At 58.9% G+C, this 18,639-nt stretch carries 14 protein-coding genes; 6 read left to right on the forward strand and 8 right to left on the reverse strand.

Going from position 1 to position 18,639, the window contains the following annotated elements:
• Nucleotides 1–53 precede the first annotated feature (53 nt).
• From V1587_RS05090 to V1587_RS05105, 4 genes are all read left to right on the forward strand, one after another.
• Entirely contained in the window at nt 54–1,190 is a 1,137-nt protein-coding gene (locus tag V1587_RS05090; protein WP_371899580.1) for a lactonase family protein, read from the forward strand.
• 19 nt (nt 1,191–1,209) lie between these two features.
• Entirely contained in the window at nt 1,210–3,120 is a 1,911-nt protein-coding gene (locus V1587_RS05095) for a transcription antiterminator (protein WP_371899579.1), read from the forward strand.
• A gap of 77 nt (nt 3,121–3,197) precedes the next feature.
• Nucleotides 3,198–3,440 (forward strand): type II toxin-antitoxin system RelB/DinJ family antitoxin, encoded by a 243-nt coding sequence (locus tag V1587_RS05100; protein ID WP_371899578.1) that lies wholly within the window; start codon nt 3,198–3,200, stop codon nt 3,438–3,440.
• Nucleotides 3,430–3,714 (forward strand): type II toxin-antitoxin system RelE/ParE family toxin, encoded by a 285-nt coding sequence (locus V1587_RS05105; protein WP_371899577.1) that lies wholly within the window; start codon nt 3,430–3,432, stop codon nt 3,712–3,714. Before V1587_RS05100 ends, V1587_RS05105 begins: the two co-directional genes overlap by 11 nt.
• 3 nt (nt 3,715–3,717) lie before the next feature.
• Here V1587_RS05105 and nrdG read toward each other — a convergent pair whose 3' ends face one another.
• From nrdG to treR, 5 genes are all read right to left on the reverse strand, one after another.
• Nucleotides 3,718–4,182 (reverse strand): anaerobic ribonucleoside-triphosphate reductase-activating protein, encoded by a 465-nt coding sequence (gene nrdG / locus V1587_RS05110; protein WP_371899629.1) that lies wholly within the window; start codon nt 4,180–4,182, stop codon nt 3,718–3,720.
• 104 nt (nt 4,183–4,286) lie between these two features.
• Nucleotides 4,287–6,425 carry an anaerobic ribonucleoside-triphosphate reductase gene (gene nrdD, locus V1587_RS05115; RefSeq protein ID WP_008501397.1) on the reverse strand — a complete coding sequence of 713 codons (2,139 nt, stop codon included), beginning with the start codon at nt 6,423–6,425 and terminating at the stop codon, nt 4,287–4,289.
• A 374-nt stretch (nt 6,426–6,799) separates the two neighbouring features.
• Entirely contained in the window at nt 6,800–8,443 is a 1,644-nt protein-coding gene (gene treC, locus V1587_RS05120; protein WP_371899454.1) for an alpha,alpha-phosphotrehalase, read from the reverse strand.
• A 51-nt stretch (nt 8,444–8,494) separates the two neighbouring features.
• Nucleotides 8,495–9,913 (reverse strand): PTS trehalose transporter subunit IIBC, encoded by a 1,419-nt coding sequence (gene treB / locus V1587_RS05125; protein WP_047646668.1) that lies wholly within the window; start codon nt 9,911–9,913, stop codon nt 8,495–8,497.
• Nucleotides 9,914–10,041: 128 nt separating this feature from the next.
• On the reverse strand, nt 10,042–10,989 hold the full coding sequence (gene treR / locus V1587_RS05130; RefSeq protein ID WP_371899453.1) for a trehalose operon repressor TreR: 948 nt from the start codon (nt 10,987–10,989) through the stop codon (nt 10,042–10,044).
• A 391-nt stretch (nt 10,990–11,380) separates the two neighbouring features.
• Between treR and mgtA the strand changes: the two genes are divergently transcribed.
• Together mgtA and V1587_RS05140 are read left to right on the forward strand one after the other, a co-directional pair.
• Nucleotides 11,381–14,089: a magnesium-translocating P-type ATPase gene (mgtA, locus tag V1587_RS05135; RefSeq protein WP_371899452.1), complete on the forward strand. Its 2,709-nt coding sequence runs from the start codon at nt 11,381–11,383 to the stop codon at nt 14,087–14,089.
• Nucleotides 14,090–14,305: 216 nt separating this feature from the next.
• Nucleotides 14,306–16,690: a beta-N-acetylhexosaminidase gene (locus V1587_RS05140; protein WP_371899451.1), complete on the forward strand. Its 2,385-nt coding sequence runs from the start codon at nt 14,306–14,308 to the stop codon at nt 16,688–16,690.
• Between the two features lie 50 nt (nt 16,691–16,740).
• Here V1587_RS05140 and ridA read toward each other — a convergent pair whose 3' ends face one another.
• The 3 genes from ridA to pyrB all read right to left on the reverse strand — a co-directional run bounded on the left by ridA (nt 16,741) and on the right by pyrB (nt 18,607).
• Complete coding sequence (gene ridA / locus V1587_RS05145) at nt 16,741–17,127, reverse strand: 2-iminobutanoate/2-iminopropanoate deaminase (protein WP_008501391.1); 387 nt, start codon at nt 17,125–17,127, stop codon at nt 16,741–16,743.
• Nucleotides 17,128–17,200: 73 nt separating this feature from the next.
• Nucleotides 17,201–17,662: an aspartate carbamoyltransferase regulatory subunit gene (gene pyrI / locus V1587_RS05150; protein ID WP_059354971.1), complete on the reverse strand. Its 462-nt coding sequence runs from the start codon at nt 17,660–17,662 to the stop codon at nt 17,201–17,203.
• A 12-nt stretch (nt 17,663–17,674) separates the two neighbouring features.
• Nucleotides 17,675–18,607: an aspartate carbamoyltransferase gene (pyrB, locus tag V1587_RS05155; RefSeq protein WP_032651472.1), complete on the reverse strand. Its 933-nt coding sequence runs from the start codon at nt 18,605–18,607 to the stop codon at nt 17,675–17,677.
• Nucleotides 18,608–18,639 lie beyond the last annotated feature (32 nt).

Genomic DNA, 18,639 nt, shown 5'->3' on the forward strand with positions numbered 1-18,639 from the left:
GGGAGAGGACCGGGGTGAGGGGAAACAAACCGCACACACCTGAAGGAGCCACCATGCACACTCGTACCCTGCTTGTTGCTTCACTCTCAATGCTCGCCACCGCCGCCATCGCCCAGACGCAATACGCCTGGGTGGGCACCTACAATCCGAACGGTGAAGGGCTGTACCGCTTTACCGTTGACCCGCAAACCGGCACGCTTAACGATAAAACGCTGGTGAGCAAACTGCCGAACGCGGCGCAGTTGACCCTTTCACAGGACGGCAAAACGCTGTATCTGGCAAGCGAAGTGGAGCAGGGCGTGGTGCAGGCGCTTCGCGTCGGTGATAACGGTGAGCTGAGCGAGCTCAATCAGGTGGCCTCCGGCGGTGCCGGACCGGTGTATCTCTCACTGACGCCGAACGGCAAGCATTTGCTGGTGGCGAACTACGTCAGCGGCTCAATTGCCGTTTTACCCGTCAACGCAGACGGCAGCCTGGGTGAAGCCACGGACAAACATCAGGATCAAGGCGAACCGGGCGCGGCGAAGCCGGCAGCCGCTGCGGAGGGCAGTTTCGCGATCAGCGATCATAACGGCCCGCATGCGCACATGATCGCCGCCGATCCGAGCGGAAAATACGTGTTTTCCACCGATCTTGGGCTGGATCGCATCTATCAGTACCGTTTTAACGATCGAACAGGGAAGCTGACGCCGAACGATCCGCCGTTTATCAGCGCCTCCTCGAAAGGCGCCGGGCCGCGCCACTTTGTCTTTACGCCAAAAGGCGATGCCCTGTGGCTGATTAACGAAGAGGCGTCTACGCTCACCCATTATACCGTGAGCGCCAACGGCACCCTGAAAGAGGGTAAAACCCTTTCTGCCCTGCCGGAAGGTTACAAAGGCACCAGCTTTGCTGCCGGGCTCGCATTAAGCGCCGATGGTAAAAAGCTGTATGTGGCTAACCGTTTGCATAACAGCATCGGGCACTTTACCGTAACAGCGGAGGGCACGCTGACGCATCAGGATGACGTGTGGACGCGTGGTGATTATCCCCGCACCCTGACGCTCGATAAGCAGGGACGCTGGCTGTATGTCATGAACCAGCGCAGCGACAACATTACCCGCTTCCGCGTGGCGCAGGACGGGAAATTGAGCTTCGAGCCAGATTATACCCCGGTCGGCAGCCCATCCCAGATGGTCATTTCACCTTAAGCTGTTAGAGGACAACGACGTGCGATTTCCGAACCAACGTTTAGCGCAACTTTTCGATCTGTTGCAAAACGAGACGCTGCCGCAGGACGAGCTGGCGCAGCGGCTGTCGGTCTCCACGCGAACCGTCCGTGCGGATATCACCGCCCTGAACGCGCTGCTGGCAAGCCACGGCGCGCAGTTTATATTGAGCCGGGGCAACGGCTACCAGCTCAAAATTGATGATGCCCAGCGCTACCAGCAGCTTCAGGCATCCCACCCGCGCGCGCTGCGTATTCCCCGGACCGGGCCGGAGCGCGTGCATTATCTGGTGGTGCGTTTTCTGACCTCGGCATTTTCTCTCAAGCTCGAGGATCTGGCGGACGAGTGGTTCGTCAGCCGCGCCACGCTGCAAAGCGACATGGCGGAGGTGCGCGAGTGGTTCCATCGTTACAACCTGACGCTGGAAACCCGTCCGCGCCACGGGATGAAGCTGTTTGGCAGCGAGATGTCGACCCGCGCGTGCCTGACCGATCTGCTCTGGGAGCTGGCGCAGCAGGACAGCCTGAACCCGCTGGTGACAGACGTGGCGCTAAATGCGGGCGTGGCGGAGCAGATGGTACCCGTGCTGCACGACGCCCTGACGCGTCACCACATTCGCCTGACCGATGAAGGCGAGCTTTTCCTGCGCCTGTACTGCGCGGTGTCGGTACGTCGCATCAGCGAAGGTTATCCGCTGCCGGAATTCCATGCCGAAGACGTGGAAGAGAACGTGCGCGAGGCGGCGAAGGATATCGCGGTGACCATCCAGCAGCTGGCGGGCAAAACGCTTTCGCCGTCGGAGGAGAGCTGGCTGTGCGTGCACATTGCGGCACGGCAGATCCAGGAGATCGCCCCGAGCGCGATTAACGCCGACGACGACGAAGCGCTGGTCAACTACATCCTGCGCTACATCAACACCCACTATAACTACAACCTGCTCAGCGACGAGCAGCTGCACGCGGATCTGCTTACGCATATTAAAACCATGATCACCCGCGTGCGGTATCAAATCATGATCCCCAATCCGCTGCTGGATAACATCAAGCAGCACTACCCGATGGCGTGGGACATGACGCTGGCCGCGGTGTCGAGCTGGGGCAAATACACGCCGTATGTGATCAGCGAAAACGAGATTGGTTTCCTGGTGCTGCATATCGGCGTCGGGCTGGAGCGCCACTACAACATCGGCTACCAGCGTCAGCCGCGCGTGCTGCTGGTATGCGATGCCGGTAATGCCATGGTTCGCATGATTGAGGCGGTGCTGCAGCGTAAATACCCGCAGATTGAGGTGACGCGCACGCTCACCCTGCGCGAGTACGAGCTGGCGGAAACGATTGGCGAAGACTTTGTGATCGCCACCGCCCGCGTCAGCGAAAAGTCAAAACCGGTGGTGACGATCGCCCCGTTCCCGACCGACTATCAGTTAGAACAGATTGGCAAACTGGTGCTGGTGGACCGCACCCGCCCGTGGATGCTGGATAAATACTTCGACGCGGCCCATTTCCGCATTATCGACAAGCCGATCGATCAGCAGACGCTGTTCCGCGAGCTGTGCGTACAGCTTGAAGAGGAAGGTTTTGTCGGCGCGGAGTTCCTAGATTCGGTCGTCGAACGTGAAGCTATCGTCAGCACCATGCTCGGTGACGGCATCGCGCTGCCGCACTCCCTCGGCCTTTTAGCGCAGAAAACGGTGGTCTATACCGTGCTCGCCCCGCACGGCGTCCAGTGGGGAGACGAAACCGCTCACGTCATCTTCCTGCTCGCCATCAGCAAAAGCGAATACGAAGAGGCGATGGCGATTTACGACATCTTCGTCACTTTCCTGCGTGAACGAGCGATGTCGCGGCTCTGTAGCAGCAGGGATTTTGCCGGGTTTAAGGCGGTGGCGATGGAGAGTTTGAGTCGGTTTTGAGAGGCGTTATCCAGAATTCGATGTAATGCGAATGTAATGCTAAACTGCATTACATATTCGATTTTACTGGAGGCATAATGGCCACGCTAAACGTCCGTCTGGATGACAAACTCAAAAACGAGGCTTATGCCGTGCTGGAAAAACTCAATATTACCCCAACGGAAGCGGTGCGATTGCTGTTTCAGTACGTTGCTGAAACGGGGCGCATGCCGGTGAAAACGGTCACCATTAGCGACAGCGAAGATGAACTGATACAGACAGCCCGGGAGCGACTGGCTAATCCGCAAAAGGGAATTAAGGTTAGTCTGGATGACTTATGAACTGGCATTTGACCCGAGGGCGTTCAAGGAGTGGCATAAGCTGGGCGATACGGTGAAAGCCCAGTTTAAGAAAAAACTTGCCGACATACTGCTTCATCCCAGGGTCGAATCCGCCCGCCTGCATGGACTGCCGGATTGCTACAAAATCAACCTCAAGACGTCCGGCTATCGCCTGGTTTATCAAGTTCAGGACAGCGTTCTAACGGTATTTGTTATCGCTATCGGTAAGAGAGAGAAATCAGCCGTTTATCATGATGCAAACAAACGTCTCTAACGCTCACCGCAAATGATGCACAACCTGGTTGCTGCTGCCGCGCCAGATGAGCGCCGGGTCTTTTAAATCCTGCACGAACTTGCCGTCGACCAGGACGTTAATCAGATCCACCACTTCCATCTGCTGCGTATTCAGCTCATCCAGCCTGTAGCCCGTCCAGACCCAGATATCTTTTCCCGGACACTCTGCCCGAATGCGCTTCACCAGCTTCAGGATATCCGGCACGTTTTGCGGATGCAGCGGATCGCCGCCGGAGAGCGAAATCCCCTGGCGCTTGATGCGCGTGTCGTTGAGGTCGTTGACGATCCGGTCTTCCATCTCCGCGGTAAACGGCATGCCGGAATTGAGGCGCCAGGTGCTTTTATTGTAGCAGCCGGGGCATTCGTGCACGCACCCGGAGACGAACAGGGTGCAGCGGGTGCCGGGACCGTTGACGATGTCGACGGGGTAGTACTGGTGATAGTTCATCGCGAATAACCACGCCGGGTGGCGCTGCGCTTACCCGGCCTACAAAGAGAGCGGTCCGTAGGCCCGGTAAGCGCAGCGCCACCGGGCATTAACGCGGCAGTGGATTACCCGATCTGCCCATTCCCCAGATGCTTCACGCGGCGCTTCACCTCTTCCTGCTTGCCGGCGTTAAACGGACGCGCGTCCGGGCTGCCGAGATAGCCGCAAACACGACGAGTCACGGAGACGCGGGCCGCATCGTGGTTGCCGCATTTCGGGCATGTAAAGCCTTTGCTGGTGCACTCAAACTCACCGGTAAAGCCGCACTCGTAGCACTCGTCGATAGGCGTGTTGGTCCCGTAATACGGCACGTGCTGGTAGCTGTAATCCCATACGTCCTCCAGCGCCTTAAGGTTGTGCTGAATGTTCGGGTACTCGCCGTAGCAGATGAATCCGCCGCTGGCGATCGGCGGATACGCCGCTTCGAAGTCGATCTTGTCGTACGGGTTCACCTTTTTCTCCACGTCGAGGTGGAAGCTGTTGGTGTAGTACCCTTTATCGGTCACGCCTTCCACAATCCCGAACTCGGCGGTGTCCAGACGGCAGAAGCGATCGCACAGGTTCTCGCTCGGCGTGCTGTACAGGCTAAAGCCGTAGCCGGTTTCCTCTTTCCACTGGTCTACCGCGTCGCGCAGGCGCTGAACGATGGCGATGCCTTTCTCACGCAGGGCTTCGCTGTCGTACATGTGCGTGTCGCCAAACAGCGCGTTGATGGTTTCGTGAATGCCGATATAGCCCAGCGAAATCGACGCGCGACCGTTTTTGAAGATCTCAGACACGTCATCGTCCGCCTTCAGGCGCACGCCGCAGGCCCCTTCCATATAGAGGATCGGCGCCACGCGGGCTTTGACCCCTTCAAGACGCGCAATGCGGGTCATCAGCGCTTTGCGCGCCAGCTGCAGACGTTCATCCAGCAGCTTCCAGAATTCAGCTTCATTGCCTTTCGCCTCCAGCGCGATGCGCGGCAGGTTGAGGCTGATGACGCCCAGGTTGTTGCGCCCGTCGTGGATCTGCTCGCCGTTTTCATCTTCGTAGACGCCGAGGAAGCTGCGGCAGCCCATAGGCGTTTTAAACGAGCCGGTCACTTTCACAACCTGGTCGTAGTTCAGGATGTCCGGGTACATGCGCTTGCTCGCGCACTCCAGCGCCAGCTGTTTGATGTCGTAGTTCGGATCGCCAAACTTGTGGTTCAGGCCGTCGCGAATCGCGAACACCAGTTTTGGGAACACCGCCGTTTTGCGGTTTTTACCGAGGCCGGAAATGCGGTTGCGCAGGATGGACTGCTGAATCAGGCGCGATTCCCAGCTGGTGCCCAGGCCAAAACCGAAGGTCACAAACGGCGTCTGGCCGTTGGCGGTGTGCAGCGTGTTCACCTCATATTCCAGCGACTGGAAGGCGTCGTAGCACTCTTTCTCGGTGCGGGAATGGGCGTAACCGTCAGCGTCCGGGATCTGCCACTCTTCGGCCGTTTTACGGTGCTTGTTGAAGCTTGCCGTGACGAACGGAGCCAGCACTTCATCAATACGGTTAATGGTGGTGCCGCCATAAATGTGGCTGGCGACCTGGGCGATAATCTGCGCCGTGACCGCAGTGGCCGTGGAGATCGACTTAGGCGGTTCAATCTCGGCGTTGCCCATTTTAAAACCGTGGGTCAGCATGCCTTTCAGGTCGATCAGCATGCAGTTGAACATCGGGAAGAACGGCGAATAGTCGAGATCGTGGTAGTGAATTTCGCCGCGCTCGTGCGCCGATACCACGTCGCGCGGCAGCAGGTGCTGGCGGGCATAGTGTTTGGCGACGATACCGGCCAGCAGATCGCGCTGGGTAGGGATCACTTTACTGTCTTTGTTGGCGTTTTCATTGAGCAGGGCGGAGTTGGTCTGCTCTACCAGACCACGGATCTCCTGGTTCAGACGACCGCGCTTCTCACGCTGCACGTCACGATCGTGACGGTACTCAATGTAGGCGCGCGCCAGCTGCTTGTAAGGCCCCGCCATCAGCTGGTTCTCAACCGCGGTCTGGATCTCATTGATATCGACCTGGCTGCGTTCGTTCATCTGGCTGCTAACGACTTCTGCGACGGTGGCGCAGTAATCTGCGTCATCGACTCCCGCTGCTTTAGCTGCACGCAGAATGGCTTCCTGGATGCGCTCTGATTTAAACGGCACTTTACAGCCATCACGTTTCATCACATGCGGTGTCATGATCACTCCATTTTTGAAAACAGGTTATCCACAGAGGTGGAGAAGTCTTCTCCGGGCGTATTCCCCGCCAGGCCAAAGACTTCCCGCGTTCCCAGCTCGTGTTATCCACAATTCCGGCCAGCGTAAGCGCCGTCTTGTTGTTGGAATAGTAGACGATAAATACAAGATGTTGGGTTGGCGTGCATTTTAAGTGCTACATATAGTGATTTGCATCAAACATGTTTGCGATTTATTTGATGCAGAACAAAGTAAAAAAACGAGAGTACAAACGACGGGCACTTCAGCGATTGTAAAGGCGGGAGAGAAAAATCTGATTAATTATTCAACCAAAACAGTAAAGTATGCCGGGTGCAGAGCTGCACCCGGCAGGACGATTACTGTTGCAACCACCAGACGGCTTCAAACGGACGCAGCGACGTCGTTTGTGGTGTCGGGTAGTTACTCATCAACACCTGCAATTTACCGCTGAGAAGGTCTGTCTGCCATTCCTGAGGCGAATTGCTCAGGTTTGCCGCAACAATCAGCGTCTGCCCCTGCCAGTGACGGCGGTAGCACCAAAGAGAAGGGTGTTCCGGCAGGAGATCCTCATAATCCCCCCACGTCAGCACCGGCAGGGTTTTACGCAGGCTAATCAGCGACTGATAGGTGTAAAAAACGGAATCCGCATCGTCGAGCGCCGAGCGGGCGTTCACGGTTTCGTAGTTATCGCAGACGCCAATCCACGGCTCGCCCTCGCTAAAGCCCGCATTATGCGACGCGTCCCACTGCATTGGCGTGCGGCCATTATCGCGAGATTTACTCGCCAGAATCGCCAGTAATTCATCCGGATCGCGGCCGTTGGCGCGCAGTTCGGCGAACATGTTCAGGCTTTCCACGTCGCGATAGTCGGTGATGCGGCTGAAGTGCGGGTTGGTCATCCCCAGCTCTTCACCCTGATAAATATACGGCGTGCCCTGCATGCCGTGCAGCACCATGCCGAGCATCTTCGCGGCGTGAACCCGGTATTCTCCTTCGTCACCGAAGCGCGACACGATGCGCGGCTGGTCGTGGTTACACCAGAACAGCGCGTTCCAGGCTTTGTTGTGCATCCCCTGCTGCCAGTGGCGGAAGAGGGTTTTCAGCGCCACGAAGTCCGGCTTCGCCTTCGTCCACTTTTCGCCGCCGGGGTAGTCCACCTTCAGGTGGTGGAAGTTAAAGGTCATCGACAGCTCGCTTCCGTCAAGCGACGCGTACTGCTGGCAGTTCTCCAGCGAGGTCGAGGACATCTCGCCCACCGTCATTAGATTGCGCGGGGTGAAGACGTCGCGGCTCATCTCCTGCAGATATTCGTGTACGCGCGGCCCGTCCGTGTAGAAGCGGCGGCCGTCGCCAATGTTGTCGTCCGGGAACTCCTGATCTTTTGAAATCAGGTTAATGACGTCAAGGCGCAAGCCGTCGACGCCGCGATCGGCCCAGAACTCACACACCTTTTTCAGCTCGGCGCGCACCGCCGGGTTTTCCCAGTTGAGATCCGCCTGCTCCGGGGCGAACAGGTGCAGGTAATACTGCTCGCTCTCCGCGTGCCAGCGCCAGGCGTTGCCGCCAAACTTGGAGCGCCAGTTGTTGGGCAACTGCTCCGGCGTGCCGTCGCGCCAGATGTAGAACTGGCGGTACGGGCTCTCTTTGTTCAGCGATTCCCGGAACCAGGGATGCTGGGTTGAGGTGTGGTTGAACACCATATCCAGCACGATGCGAATGCCGCGCTGGTGCGCCTCGGCGACCAGCTCGTCGAAATCATCCAGCGTGCCGTACGCCGGGTCGATGGCGGTGTAATTCGCCACGTCGTAGCCGTTATCCACCTGCGGGGAGATATAGAACGGCGTCAGCCAGATGGCGTCGATGCCGAGGGTTCTCAGGTAGTCCAGACGCTGCGTCACGCCGCGTAAATCGCCGGTGCCGCTACCGGTGGTGTCCTGGAAACTCTTGGGGTAAATCTGGTAGATAACGCCGTTTTGCCACCAGTGAGGAAGGGTATTCATAGTGTGTTCCTGCAAATGCGAAGGGGCGCAACTGCGCCCCGAAAGAAGAAGTTAAACAATCTGCAGCGAGCCCTGACGGAACTTACGCTGGTAAACCACGGTGGTGAGCGCCATTGGGACGATAATCGCGATGGCCATCGCCAGGGCAAACACCTGCCAGTAAGCGGGCTGGATGGAGAGGATGCCCGGCAGGCCGCCGACGCCAATCCCGTTTGCCATTACGCCGTTCAGTCCGCACACCAGGCCTGCCAGACCGGAACCGATCATCGCGCAGAGCATCGGGAAGCGGTATTTCAGGTTGATACCGTACATCGCCGGTTCGGTGACGCCGAGGTAGGCGGAGATGGCCGCCGGAACGGAGATCTCGCGTTCGTTGTGCTTGCGGCTGACGATGATGATGCCGGTGACCGCAGACGCCTGTGCAATGTTAGACAGGGCGATAATCGGCCAGACCGGCGTGCCGCCGAGGCTCTGGATCATCTGCATATCAATGGCCAGCGTGGTCTGGTGCACGCCGGTGATCACCAGCGGGGCGTACAGGAAGCCAAACAGCGCGGCGCCAATCGGGGCGAAGCTGCCGGTCATCAGGTGGCGCACCGCGAAGGCCACGCCGTCGCCAATCATGCGGCCAAACGGACCGATAAAGGCATGCGCCAGGAAGACCGCCAGAATCAGCGAGCACACCGGTACCACCACCAGATAGAGGTAATCCGGCACGATGCGCTTCAGGCGCGTTTCAATAAAGCCCAGCGCCAGACCCGCCAGCAGGGCTGGAATGACCTGCGCCTGGTAGCCCACTTTGGCGATGGTAAACAGGCCGAAGTTCCATACCTCAGGCACCTGCTGACCAAGTAAGTAAGCGTTCATTAACTGCGGAGAGACCAGCGTGACGCCGAGTACGATACCGAGGATCGGCGTACCGCCCATTTTGCGCACCGCGGACCAGCAGATCCCGACCGGCAGATAGAAGAAGATCGCCTCGCCAATCAGCCACAGGAAGTCGTAGATGCTTTGCAGCGCCGGGTACATCTGCGCCAGCGTTTTGCCGTCGCTCATCGGCACATCACCGATGACGTTACGGAAGCCTAAAATCAAGCCTCCGCTGATCAGCGCCGGCAGCAGTGGGAAGAAAATTTCTGCGAAGTGGGAAATCAGCTGCTCGTGCCACTTCATATTCTGGCGCGCGGCCTTCTTCGCCTGCTCTTTATCGGCGGAGGAGTGCCCGGTCGTTGCCAGCAGAGCCTGATAGTAATCGCCCACTTCGGTACCAATCACGACCTGGAACTGCCCGGCATTGGTGAAGCAGCCTTTAACCATGGAAAGTTCTTCAATGGCCTTCGGGTTGGCTTTGGCCGGATCGTTCAGCACGAAGCGCAGGCGGGTAATACAATGGCTGACGGTAGCGATGTTTTCGCGTCCGCCGACCAGGACGATCAGCCGATCGATATCTGCTTGTTTGACTTTACTCATCATGAAACCTCATGACAGATGGTGAGGGGTGTAATGACCTGAGCGCAAGCCTACTCCTTCAGCGTGACGGCGAAAATGGGAACGTTCCCGAAATCGGGCGAAGATCACAATAAACCGTTGAGCGGGGGTTAAGAAAGGTGGGCCGGAATAACGATCTGACGCGGCTCTGCGCGCCCGTTGATCTGCTCGATCAGCTGCGCGGCGGCCTGTCTACCGGACTCGGCGTAGCCCGGATCGACGGTGATGATCTCCGGGTGCAGGAACTTCATCAGCGGCGTGCTGCCGACGCTCGCCACCTGCAGGTTATCGATACGCTGCTCCTGCAGATATTTACTCGCGCCCAGCGCCAGGGTATCCGTGGCGCACACCAGCGCGGTGGTCTGCGGCGTCAGGACGCTGGCGACCTGCTCGTAGCCCTGCTTCATGCCCAGCCCCGGCAGAGAGGCCACGGCGGAGAGGTTGTGCTTTTTGCAAAAGGCCAGATAGGCCTCATGGCGGCGCTTGCCGGTGGTGACGTCCGCGTGCGGTACGCCGAGGAAGCTGATGTGGCGATGGCCTTGCTCAAACAGGCGCTGCATCAGGGTGATAATCGCGCCCTCGTCGTCATAGCAGACGGAGGCGAAACCGTGGGCATCGCGCGCCAGCAGCACCAGCGACGGCTGCCAGGGTTTTAGCATCTCGTCTTTGATGCCGGTAAAGCCGAACAGCACCACGCCGTCAATGTTGCGCCGCTGGAGCATACCCAGATGTTCTTCCACCAGCTGTGGCGAGAACTGGCTCTCCATCATGATCGGGTCATATCCCTGCTCGTAGAAGGCGGGCAGCATGGTCTGCACGGCGAGGTTTTCAGACAGAGAATCCAGACGCGAGACAATGATTGCGACCACTTTGTCACTCTGCCCGCGCATGGCGCGCGCGGAGCGGGAAGGGGAAAAGCCGTGCTGATTCATGACCGCCTCAACGCGCTCGCGGGTGCGTTCGCTGACGCCGCTTTCGTTGTTCAGCACGCGTGAGACGGTTGATTTCCCCACGCCGCTTAAACGCGCGATGTCTTTAATCGTAAGGCGGTTCTGCATGCTGTATTCCCTGTAACAACAACAAAATGGTCAATTGAGCCTAATGCTATAGCGCGATTTCGCTATGGGCAAAGTCTGGTTTACGTTCGGTTTATTTGCAGGGGGGTATAATACCGTCCGAATCGTCACAAAGGGTACGCTTAAATCCTTATACTGCGCGGCGACACCCTACTTTTTACTTACCGGAGGCTTCATGGATCCCGATCCCACACCTCTCCTGAACGGGAGAATGCGTTCTTTCCGGTAAGCCAGCCTGTTGCTGACTCACCGGTGATGTGAGGCAGCAACGTCCCAAACGTTCCTGCTTGAAAAATTGAGTGCCTCTCAGGTACGGCTTTGCCACGCCTGAAGGAAAAGCTGCGTCCGCGATCGTGGATGCGGAGGAATGACTATGTTTAAAAATATCACCCGGCAGCTGCAGGCCCTGCTGAGCCGCCACCTGCCACACCGTCTTGTTCAGCGCGACCCGCTGCCAAACGCCAAAAACATGGCGGGGGCCGCGATCCCCGCTTCCCTGACCGAACGCTGCCTGAACGTGGCGGCGATGGATGAAAATGAAGTCTGGCGCGCCTTTGGCGGGCACCCGGAAGGCCTGAACGCGTCCGAAGTGGAAAAAATCCGCGCCGTGCATGGCGATAACCAGATCCCGGCGCAAAAGCCGTCTCCGTGGTGGGTGCACCTGTGGCTCTGCTACCGCAACCCGTTCAACCTGCTGCTGACCGTGCTCGGCCTCATCTCCTACGCGACGGAAGATCTGTTTGCCGCAGGGGTGATTGCCCTGATGGTGGGCATCTCCACGCTGCTGAACTTTATTCAGGAGGCGCGCTCCACCAAAGCGGCGGACGCCCTGAAGGCGATGGTCAGTAACACCGCGACCGTTTCGCGCGTGATCAACGATCTCGGCGAAAACGCCTGGGTGGAATTGCCTATCGACCAGCTGGTGCCGGGGGATCTGGTGAAGCTGGCCGCAGGGGACATGATCCCGGCGGATTTACGCATCATCCAGGCACGCGATCTCTTCGTCGCGCAGGCTTCCCTGACCGGGGAATCCCTGCCCGTTGAAAAGGTGGCGCGCAGCCGCGACCCGCAGCAGATGAACCCGCTCGAGTGCGACACCCTGTGCTTTATGGGCACCACGGTCGTCAGCGGCACCGCGCAGGCGATTGTCACCGCTACCGGGGGCAACACCTGGTTTGGTCAGCTTGCCGGGCGCGTCAGCGAGCAGGAGAGCGAGCCGAATGCCTTCCAGAAGGGAATTGGCCGCGTCAGCATGCTGCTGATCCGCTTTATGATGGTGATGACGCCGATCGTGCTGCTGATCAACGGCTACACCAAGGGCGACTGGTGGGAAGCGGCGCTGTTTGCGCTCTCCGTGGCCGTCGGCTTAACGCCGGAAATGCTGCCGATGATTGTCACCTCTACGCTGGCGCGCGGTGCGGTGAAGCTCTCTAAACAGAAGGTGATCGTCAAACACCTCGACGCCATTCAAAACTTTGGTGCGATGGACATTCTCTGCACCGATAAAACCGGCACCCTGACGCAGGACAAAATCGTGCTGGAGAACCACACCGATATCTCCGGCAAAACCAGCGAGCGCGTGCTGCACAGCGCGTGGCTGAACAGCCATTATCAGACCGGGCTGAAAAACCTGCTCGACGTCGCCGTGCTGGAAGGGGTGGATGAAGAGTCCGCCCGCACGCTCTCCGGCCGCTGGCAGAAGGTGGATGAGATCCCGTTCGACTTCGAGCGCCGCCGCATGTCGGTGGTGGTGAGCGAGCAGACGGACGTGCATCAGCTGATCTGCAAAGGGGCGCTGCAGGAGATCCTCAACGTGTCCACGCAGGTGCGCTATAACGGCGACATCGTGCCGCTGGACGACACCATGCTGCGCCGCATCAAGCGCGTCACCGACAACCTGAACCGTCAGGGGCTGCGCGTGGTGGCGGTAGCGAGCAAGTTCCTGCCCGCGCGGGAGGGGGATTACCAGCGTATCGACGAGTCCGATCTGATCCTCGAGGGCTACATCGCCTTCCTCGATCCGCCGAAAGAGACCACCGCACCGGCGCTAAAAGCGCTGAAGGCGAGCGGTATTACCGTGAAAATCCTCACCGGCGACAGCGAGCTGGTGGCGGCCAAAGTGTGCCACGAGGTGGGGCTGGACGCGGGCGACGTGGTGGTGGGGAGCGATATTGAACATCTCTCTGATGACGAACTGGCGAAGCTTGCCCAGCGTACCACGCTGTTTGCCCGGCTGACGCCGATGCACAAAGAGCGCATCGTCACCCTGCTTAAGCGCGAAGGGCACGTGGTGGGCTTTATGGGCGACGGCATCAACGATGCGCCCGCCCTGCGTGCGGCGGATATCGGTATCTCCGTTGACGGTGCGGTGGATATCGCCCGCGAAGCGGCGGATATTATTCTGCTGGAAAAGAGCCTGATGGTGCTGGAAGAGGGCGTAATCGAAGGACGCCGTACCTTTGCCAATATGCTCAAGTACATCAAGATGACCGCCAGCTCCAACTTCGGTAACGTCTTCAGCGTGCTGGTGGCGAGCGCGTTTCTGCCGTTCCTGCCGATGCTGCCGCTGCACCTGCTGATCCAGAACCTGATGTACGACGTGTCTCAGGTGGCTATCCCGTTTGATAACGTGGACGACGAGCAGATCCAGAAGCCGCAGCACTGGAACCCGGCAGATCTCGGGCGTTTCATGCTGTTCTTTGGCCCGATCAGCTCCATCTTCGACATTCTGACCTTCTGCCTGATGTGGTTTGTGTTCCATGCCAACACCCCGGAACACCAGACGCTGTTCCAGTCCGGCTGGTTCGTGGTCGGGCTGCTGTCGCAGACGCTGATTGTGCATATGATCCGCACGCGCCGCATTCCGTTCATCCAGAGCCGCGCCGCATGGCCGCTGATTGTGATGACGGGGATTGTGATGGCGCTCGGCATTGCGCTGCCGTTCTCACCGCTGGCGAGCTACCTGCAGCTGCAGGCGCTGCCGCTGAGCTACTTCCCGTGGCTGGTGGCGATCCTCGCAGGCTATATGGTGCTGACCCAGATGGTGAAAGGGTTCTATGCGCGTCGGTATGGCTGGCAGTAAAAACATACCCTCACCCTCTCCCTGAAAGGGAGAGGGGACCGCTCGGTGCCGCCTTTCACCCTCTCCCTTTTGGGGAGAGGGCCGGGGTGAGGGGACTGGCTTTCCTCCCAAATTCAACAACCTGTGATCTCCGTCGGCGCATTCGCTTGACGACAAATTGAGCGCATGTTAACAGAATGTTTTGCCTTTATTTGGCCCGTCAGATAAGGAACATTCATGTTACGGTACAGTCTCTTAACCGCCGGGCTGATGCTCGGCGCCTCTGCCTTTGCCGCCCCGGCAGGGGATCTCCCTTTGATGCCCTGGCCTGCAAAGGTCGAACGCCCGACGACCCAGGGCGCACTGGTGCTCAGCAACAACGTATCCATTAGCGTCAGCGGGGACGATCTCGGTGACGCCGTCAACCGCCTGCGCCAGCGCATCGCCCTGCAAACCGGCTGGACGCTGCAGCCTCAGGCTGAAAAGCCAGACAAACCGACTATCCGCATCGCCATCGCTAAAAAGGTGAAGCCGCAGCCGCTGCCGGACAGCGATGAAAGCTATAAGCTCACGGTGGATGCCAACGGCGTCGATATCTCCGCCAATACCCGCTTCGGCGCGCTGCGCGCCATGGAAACCCTGCTCCAGCTGATGCAGAACGGCGCGGAAAACACCTCTCTGCCGTGGGTTACCATTGAAGATTCGCCGCGCTTCCCGTGGCGCGGGCTGCTGCTCGATTCGGCACGTCACTTTATCCCGCTGCCGGATATCAAACGTCAGATCGACGGCATGGCCGCGGCGAAGCTCAACGTTCTGCACTGGCACCTGACCGACGACCAGGGCTGGCGCTTCAGCTCGAAGCGCTATCCTAAGCTGACGCAGCTTGCCAGCGACGGGCTGTTCTACACGCCTGAACAGATGCGTGAGGTGGTGCGCTACGCCGCCGAGCGCGGCATTCGCGTGGTGCCGGAGATCGACATGCCTGGCCACGCCTCGGCGATTGCCGTGGCTTACCCGGAGCTGATGAGCGCGCCGGGGCCATACGCCATGGAGCGCCACTGGGGCGTGCTGAAGCCGGTTCTCGATCCCTCTAAAGACGCAACCTACGCGTTTGCCGACGCGATGGTCAGCGAACTGGCGGCGATCTTCCCCGATCCGTATCTGCACATCGGCGGAGATGAGGTGGACGACAGCCAGTGGAAAGCGAACCCGGCCATCCAGCAGTTTATGCGCGACAACAGGCTGGCGGACAGCCACGCGCTGCAGGCGTACTTCAACCGCAGGCTGGAAACGATCCTCGAGAAGCATCACCGCCAGATGGTCGGCTGGGACGAGATCTACCATCCTGACTTACCGAAAAGCATTTTGATCCAGTCCTGGCAGGGGCAGGACGCGCTGGGGCAGGTGGCACAGAACGGCTACAAGGGCATTCTCTCCACCGGGTTCTATCTTGACCAGCCCCAGTCCACCGCCTATCACTACCGCAACGAGATCGTCCCGCAGGGGTTAAACGGCGTTGATGTGATAGCGGATACCGACAGCGCCCAGAGCTGGGCCTTCTCCATGCCGCGCCTGAAGGGCAAGCCGGTGGAGGGGAGCTTCACGCTGGTGAAAGGGGATGCCGGCTGGCGCGGGTTTATTGATTTTGCCGGGAAATCCCGCCGGGCGGTGCAGAACATCGAATGGCGAGATGACAGCCAGGTCACGTTTACTGTCGATACGTGGATGGGCGAAACGCGCCCGGTCGTCACCGTTGATAACGATAAACTCTCCGGTTATTTCCTTGTCGGAAATACGCGCTACCCGATTAGCGGCGCGCGTCTGGACGACGTGCCGAAAGGTGTTCCGCCCGTCGTGCCGGACGTGGCGAACCAGGCCAACCTGCTCGGCGGCGAAGCGGCGCTGTGGGCGGAAAACGTGGTGGCGCCGGTGCTGGATATCCGCCTGTGGCCGCGCACCTTTGCGGTGGCGGAGCGGCTGTGGTCCGCGCAGGACGTCAACGACGTCGACAACATGTACACCCGACTGCAGGCGATGGACAGCTGGTCGACGGTGTCGGTCGGGCTGCAGCAGCATACCCAGCAGCAGGTTCAGTTCACGCGCCTTGCCGGTAATGCCGACACCCTGCCGCTGCAGATCCTCGCTCAGGCGATTGAACCGGCTCAGTATTACACCCGCCAGCACCTGAAGTTCCAGGCCGGAAACTATCATCAGTTCGAGCCGCTCAACCGCTTCGCCGATGCGCTAAACGCCGAAAGCGCCACCGTGCGCCAGATGCACAAATGGGCGGACCGTCTGGTGAGCGATGCGGAAGACACGGAAAGCGCCGACGCCCTGCGCCACGTCTTTAACCGCTGGCAGAGCAATACCAGCGACGCGCTGGCCTTAAGCGAAAACAGCTATCAGTTCAAGGCGATGAAGCCGGTGATCCAGGAGGTGGATAAGCTCGCCTCCATTGGCCTTCGGCTGACGGATCTGGTGGCGCGTCAGGGCACGCTGGATGACAAAGAGATCGCCTCGATTCAGAGCGAGCTGGATAACGCGGCGAAGGTGCAGGACGAAGTGGTGATTGCGGCGGTCTATCCGCTGGAGACGCTGCTTCGCGCCACGCGGAATCAGTAGCGGGCCATAAAAAAGGCAGCCCCAGGCTGCCTTATTGTCGACAAAGCGAATTAGCGACGAACGGCAATCGCTTCGATTTCAATTTTCACGTCTTTTGGCAGACGCGCCACTTCCACGCAGGAGCGCGCCGGGAAGGTGGCGTTGTGCTCGGTGAAGAAGGCTTCGTAGGTGGCGTTAACGGTCGCGAAGTCGTTCAGATCTTTCACGAAAACGGTGGTTTTCACGATATCGCCCACTTTCAGACCCGCAGATTCAACGATCGCCTGCACGTTTTCCAGCGACTGACGCGCCTGCGCCGCGACATCTTCCGGCACCGCGCCGGTTTTTGGGTTTACGGGGATCTGACCTGAAGTGATGATCATGCTGCCCAGATCAACGCCCTGAACGTAAGGGCCGATAGCGGCTGGTGCATTTTCCGTCGCGAGTACTTTGCTCATGTTTTCTCCAGAATTACAGCGTTAAGAATGTTCCCGGCCATTATAACAGCCGGGATTTCATTACCAACCTCAATTAGTTGGCCAGCACCACATAATGAGAAAACTCTTTTTCACAGTATTTGCATTTGAGCGCGATGTCATTGGCGCGTTTTTTCACTGCAAAGCTGGAGGAAACCGGCTCAGCATGACTGATGCAGTTGCTGTTCGGGCAGACCAGCACGTTTTCGATGCGATCCGGCAGGCTCGGGCGGGATTTACCGACCACTTCATACTCGTCGATGCGGTTGACGGTGGCGTCCGGCGCGTACAGCGACAGCTGGTTAACCTGCTCGTCGGTCAGGAAGGTGTTCTCGATTTTAATCAGATCTTTGCGGCCCATCTCGCCCGACGGCAGGTTCAGGCCGATGGTGATGCGCTGGTCGGTTTCGGTCAGTTTGAACAGCGTCAGCAGCTTAAAGCCCACCTGCGCAGGGATGTGGTCAATCACGGTGCCACGCTTGATGGCTTCAACCTGGAGTTTGTTATCGTGTGTCATGGTCGTCTCCCCTTACAGAGCTAATTCGCGATTCAGAACCAGTGCCAGTAACGCCTGGCGGGCGAAGATGCCGTTTCCTGCCTGCTGGAAGTACCAGGCGTGCGGCGTTTTGTCCACGTCTGTGGTGATCTCATCGATGCGCGGCAGCGGATGCAGGACCTTCATGTTGTCGCGTGCGCCTTCCAGGTCGCTGGCGCGCAGCACGAACTGCGCCTTCACGTTGGCGTATTCGGACGGGTCCAGGCGCTCTTTTTGCACGCGGGTCATGTACAGAATATCCACGTGGCTCATCACCTCTTCGATGCTGGCATGCAGGCTCCACGCAATGCCTTTCTCGTCCAGCATGTCGAGAATGTACTGCGGCATCGCCAGCGCGTCCGGGGCGATGAAGTAGAAGCGGTTGCCGTTAAATTTCGCCAGCGCCTGGGTCAGGGAGTGAACGGTGCGGCCGTATTTCAGGTCGCCAACCATGGCAATGTTCAGGTTCTCAAGCTTGCCCTGGGTCTCCTGAATGGTGAACAGATCCAGCAGCGTCTGCGTTGGGTGCTGGTTGGCACCGTCACCGGCGTTGAGTACCGGAATGCCGCCGGAAAACTCGGTCGCCAGGCGCGCCGCGCCCTCCTGCGGATGACGCATCACAATCGCGTCGACGTAGGTGCTGATGACTGAAATGGTGTCCGCGAGGGTCTCGCCTTTTTTACCCAGCGACGTGTTGCTGCTGTCCGAGAAGCCCACCACGCTCGCGCCCAGGCGGTGCATGGAGGTCTCAAAGGAGAGGCGGGTGCGGGTCGAGGCTTCAAAGAAGCAGCTCGCAATCACCTTGTGCTTCAGCAGCTCCGGTTGCGGATTGGCCTTCAGTTTTGCCGCGGTTTCCAGAACCAGTTCCAGCTCTTCGCGGCTGAGGTCGTTTATGGAAATGATGTGTTTTTGATAAAGCGGATTCATGTTTATCTCCTGACGCCGGGCAAAAAAAAGCC

The organism is Enterobacter sp. ECC-249 (genome assembly GCF_043965265.1).
Classification (GTDB): Bacteria; Pseudomonadota; Gammaproteobacteria; order Enterobacterales; family Enterobacteriaceae; genus Enterobacter; species Enterobacter quasiroggenkampii.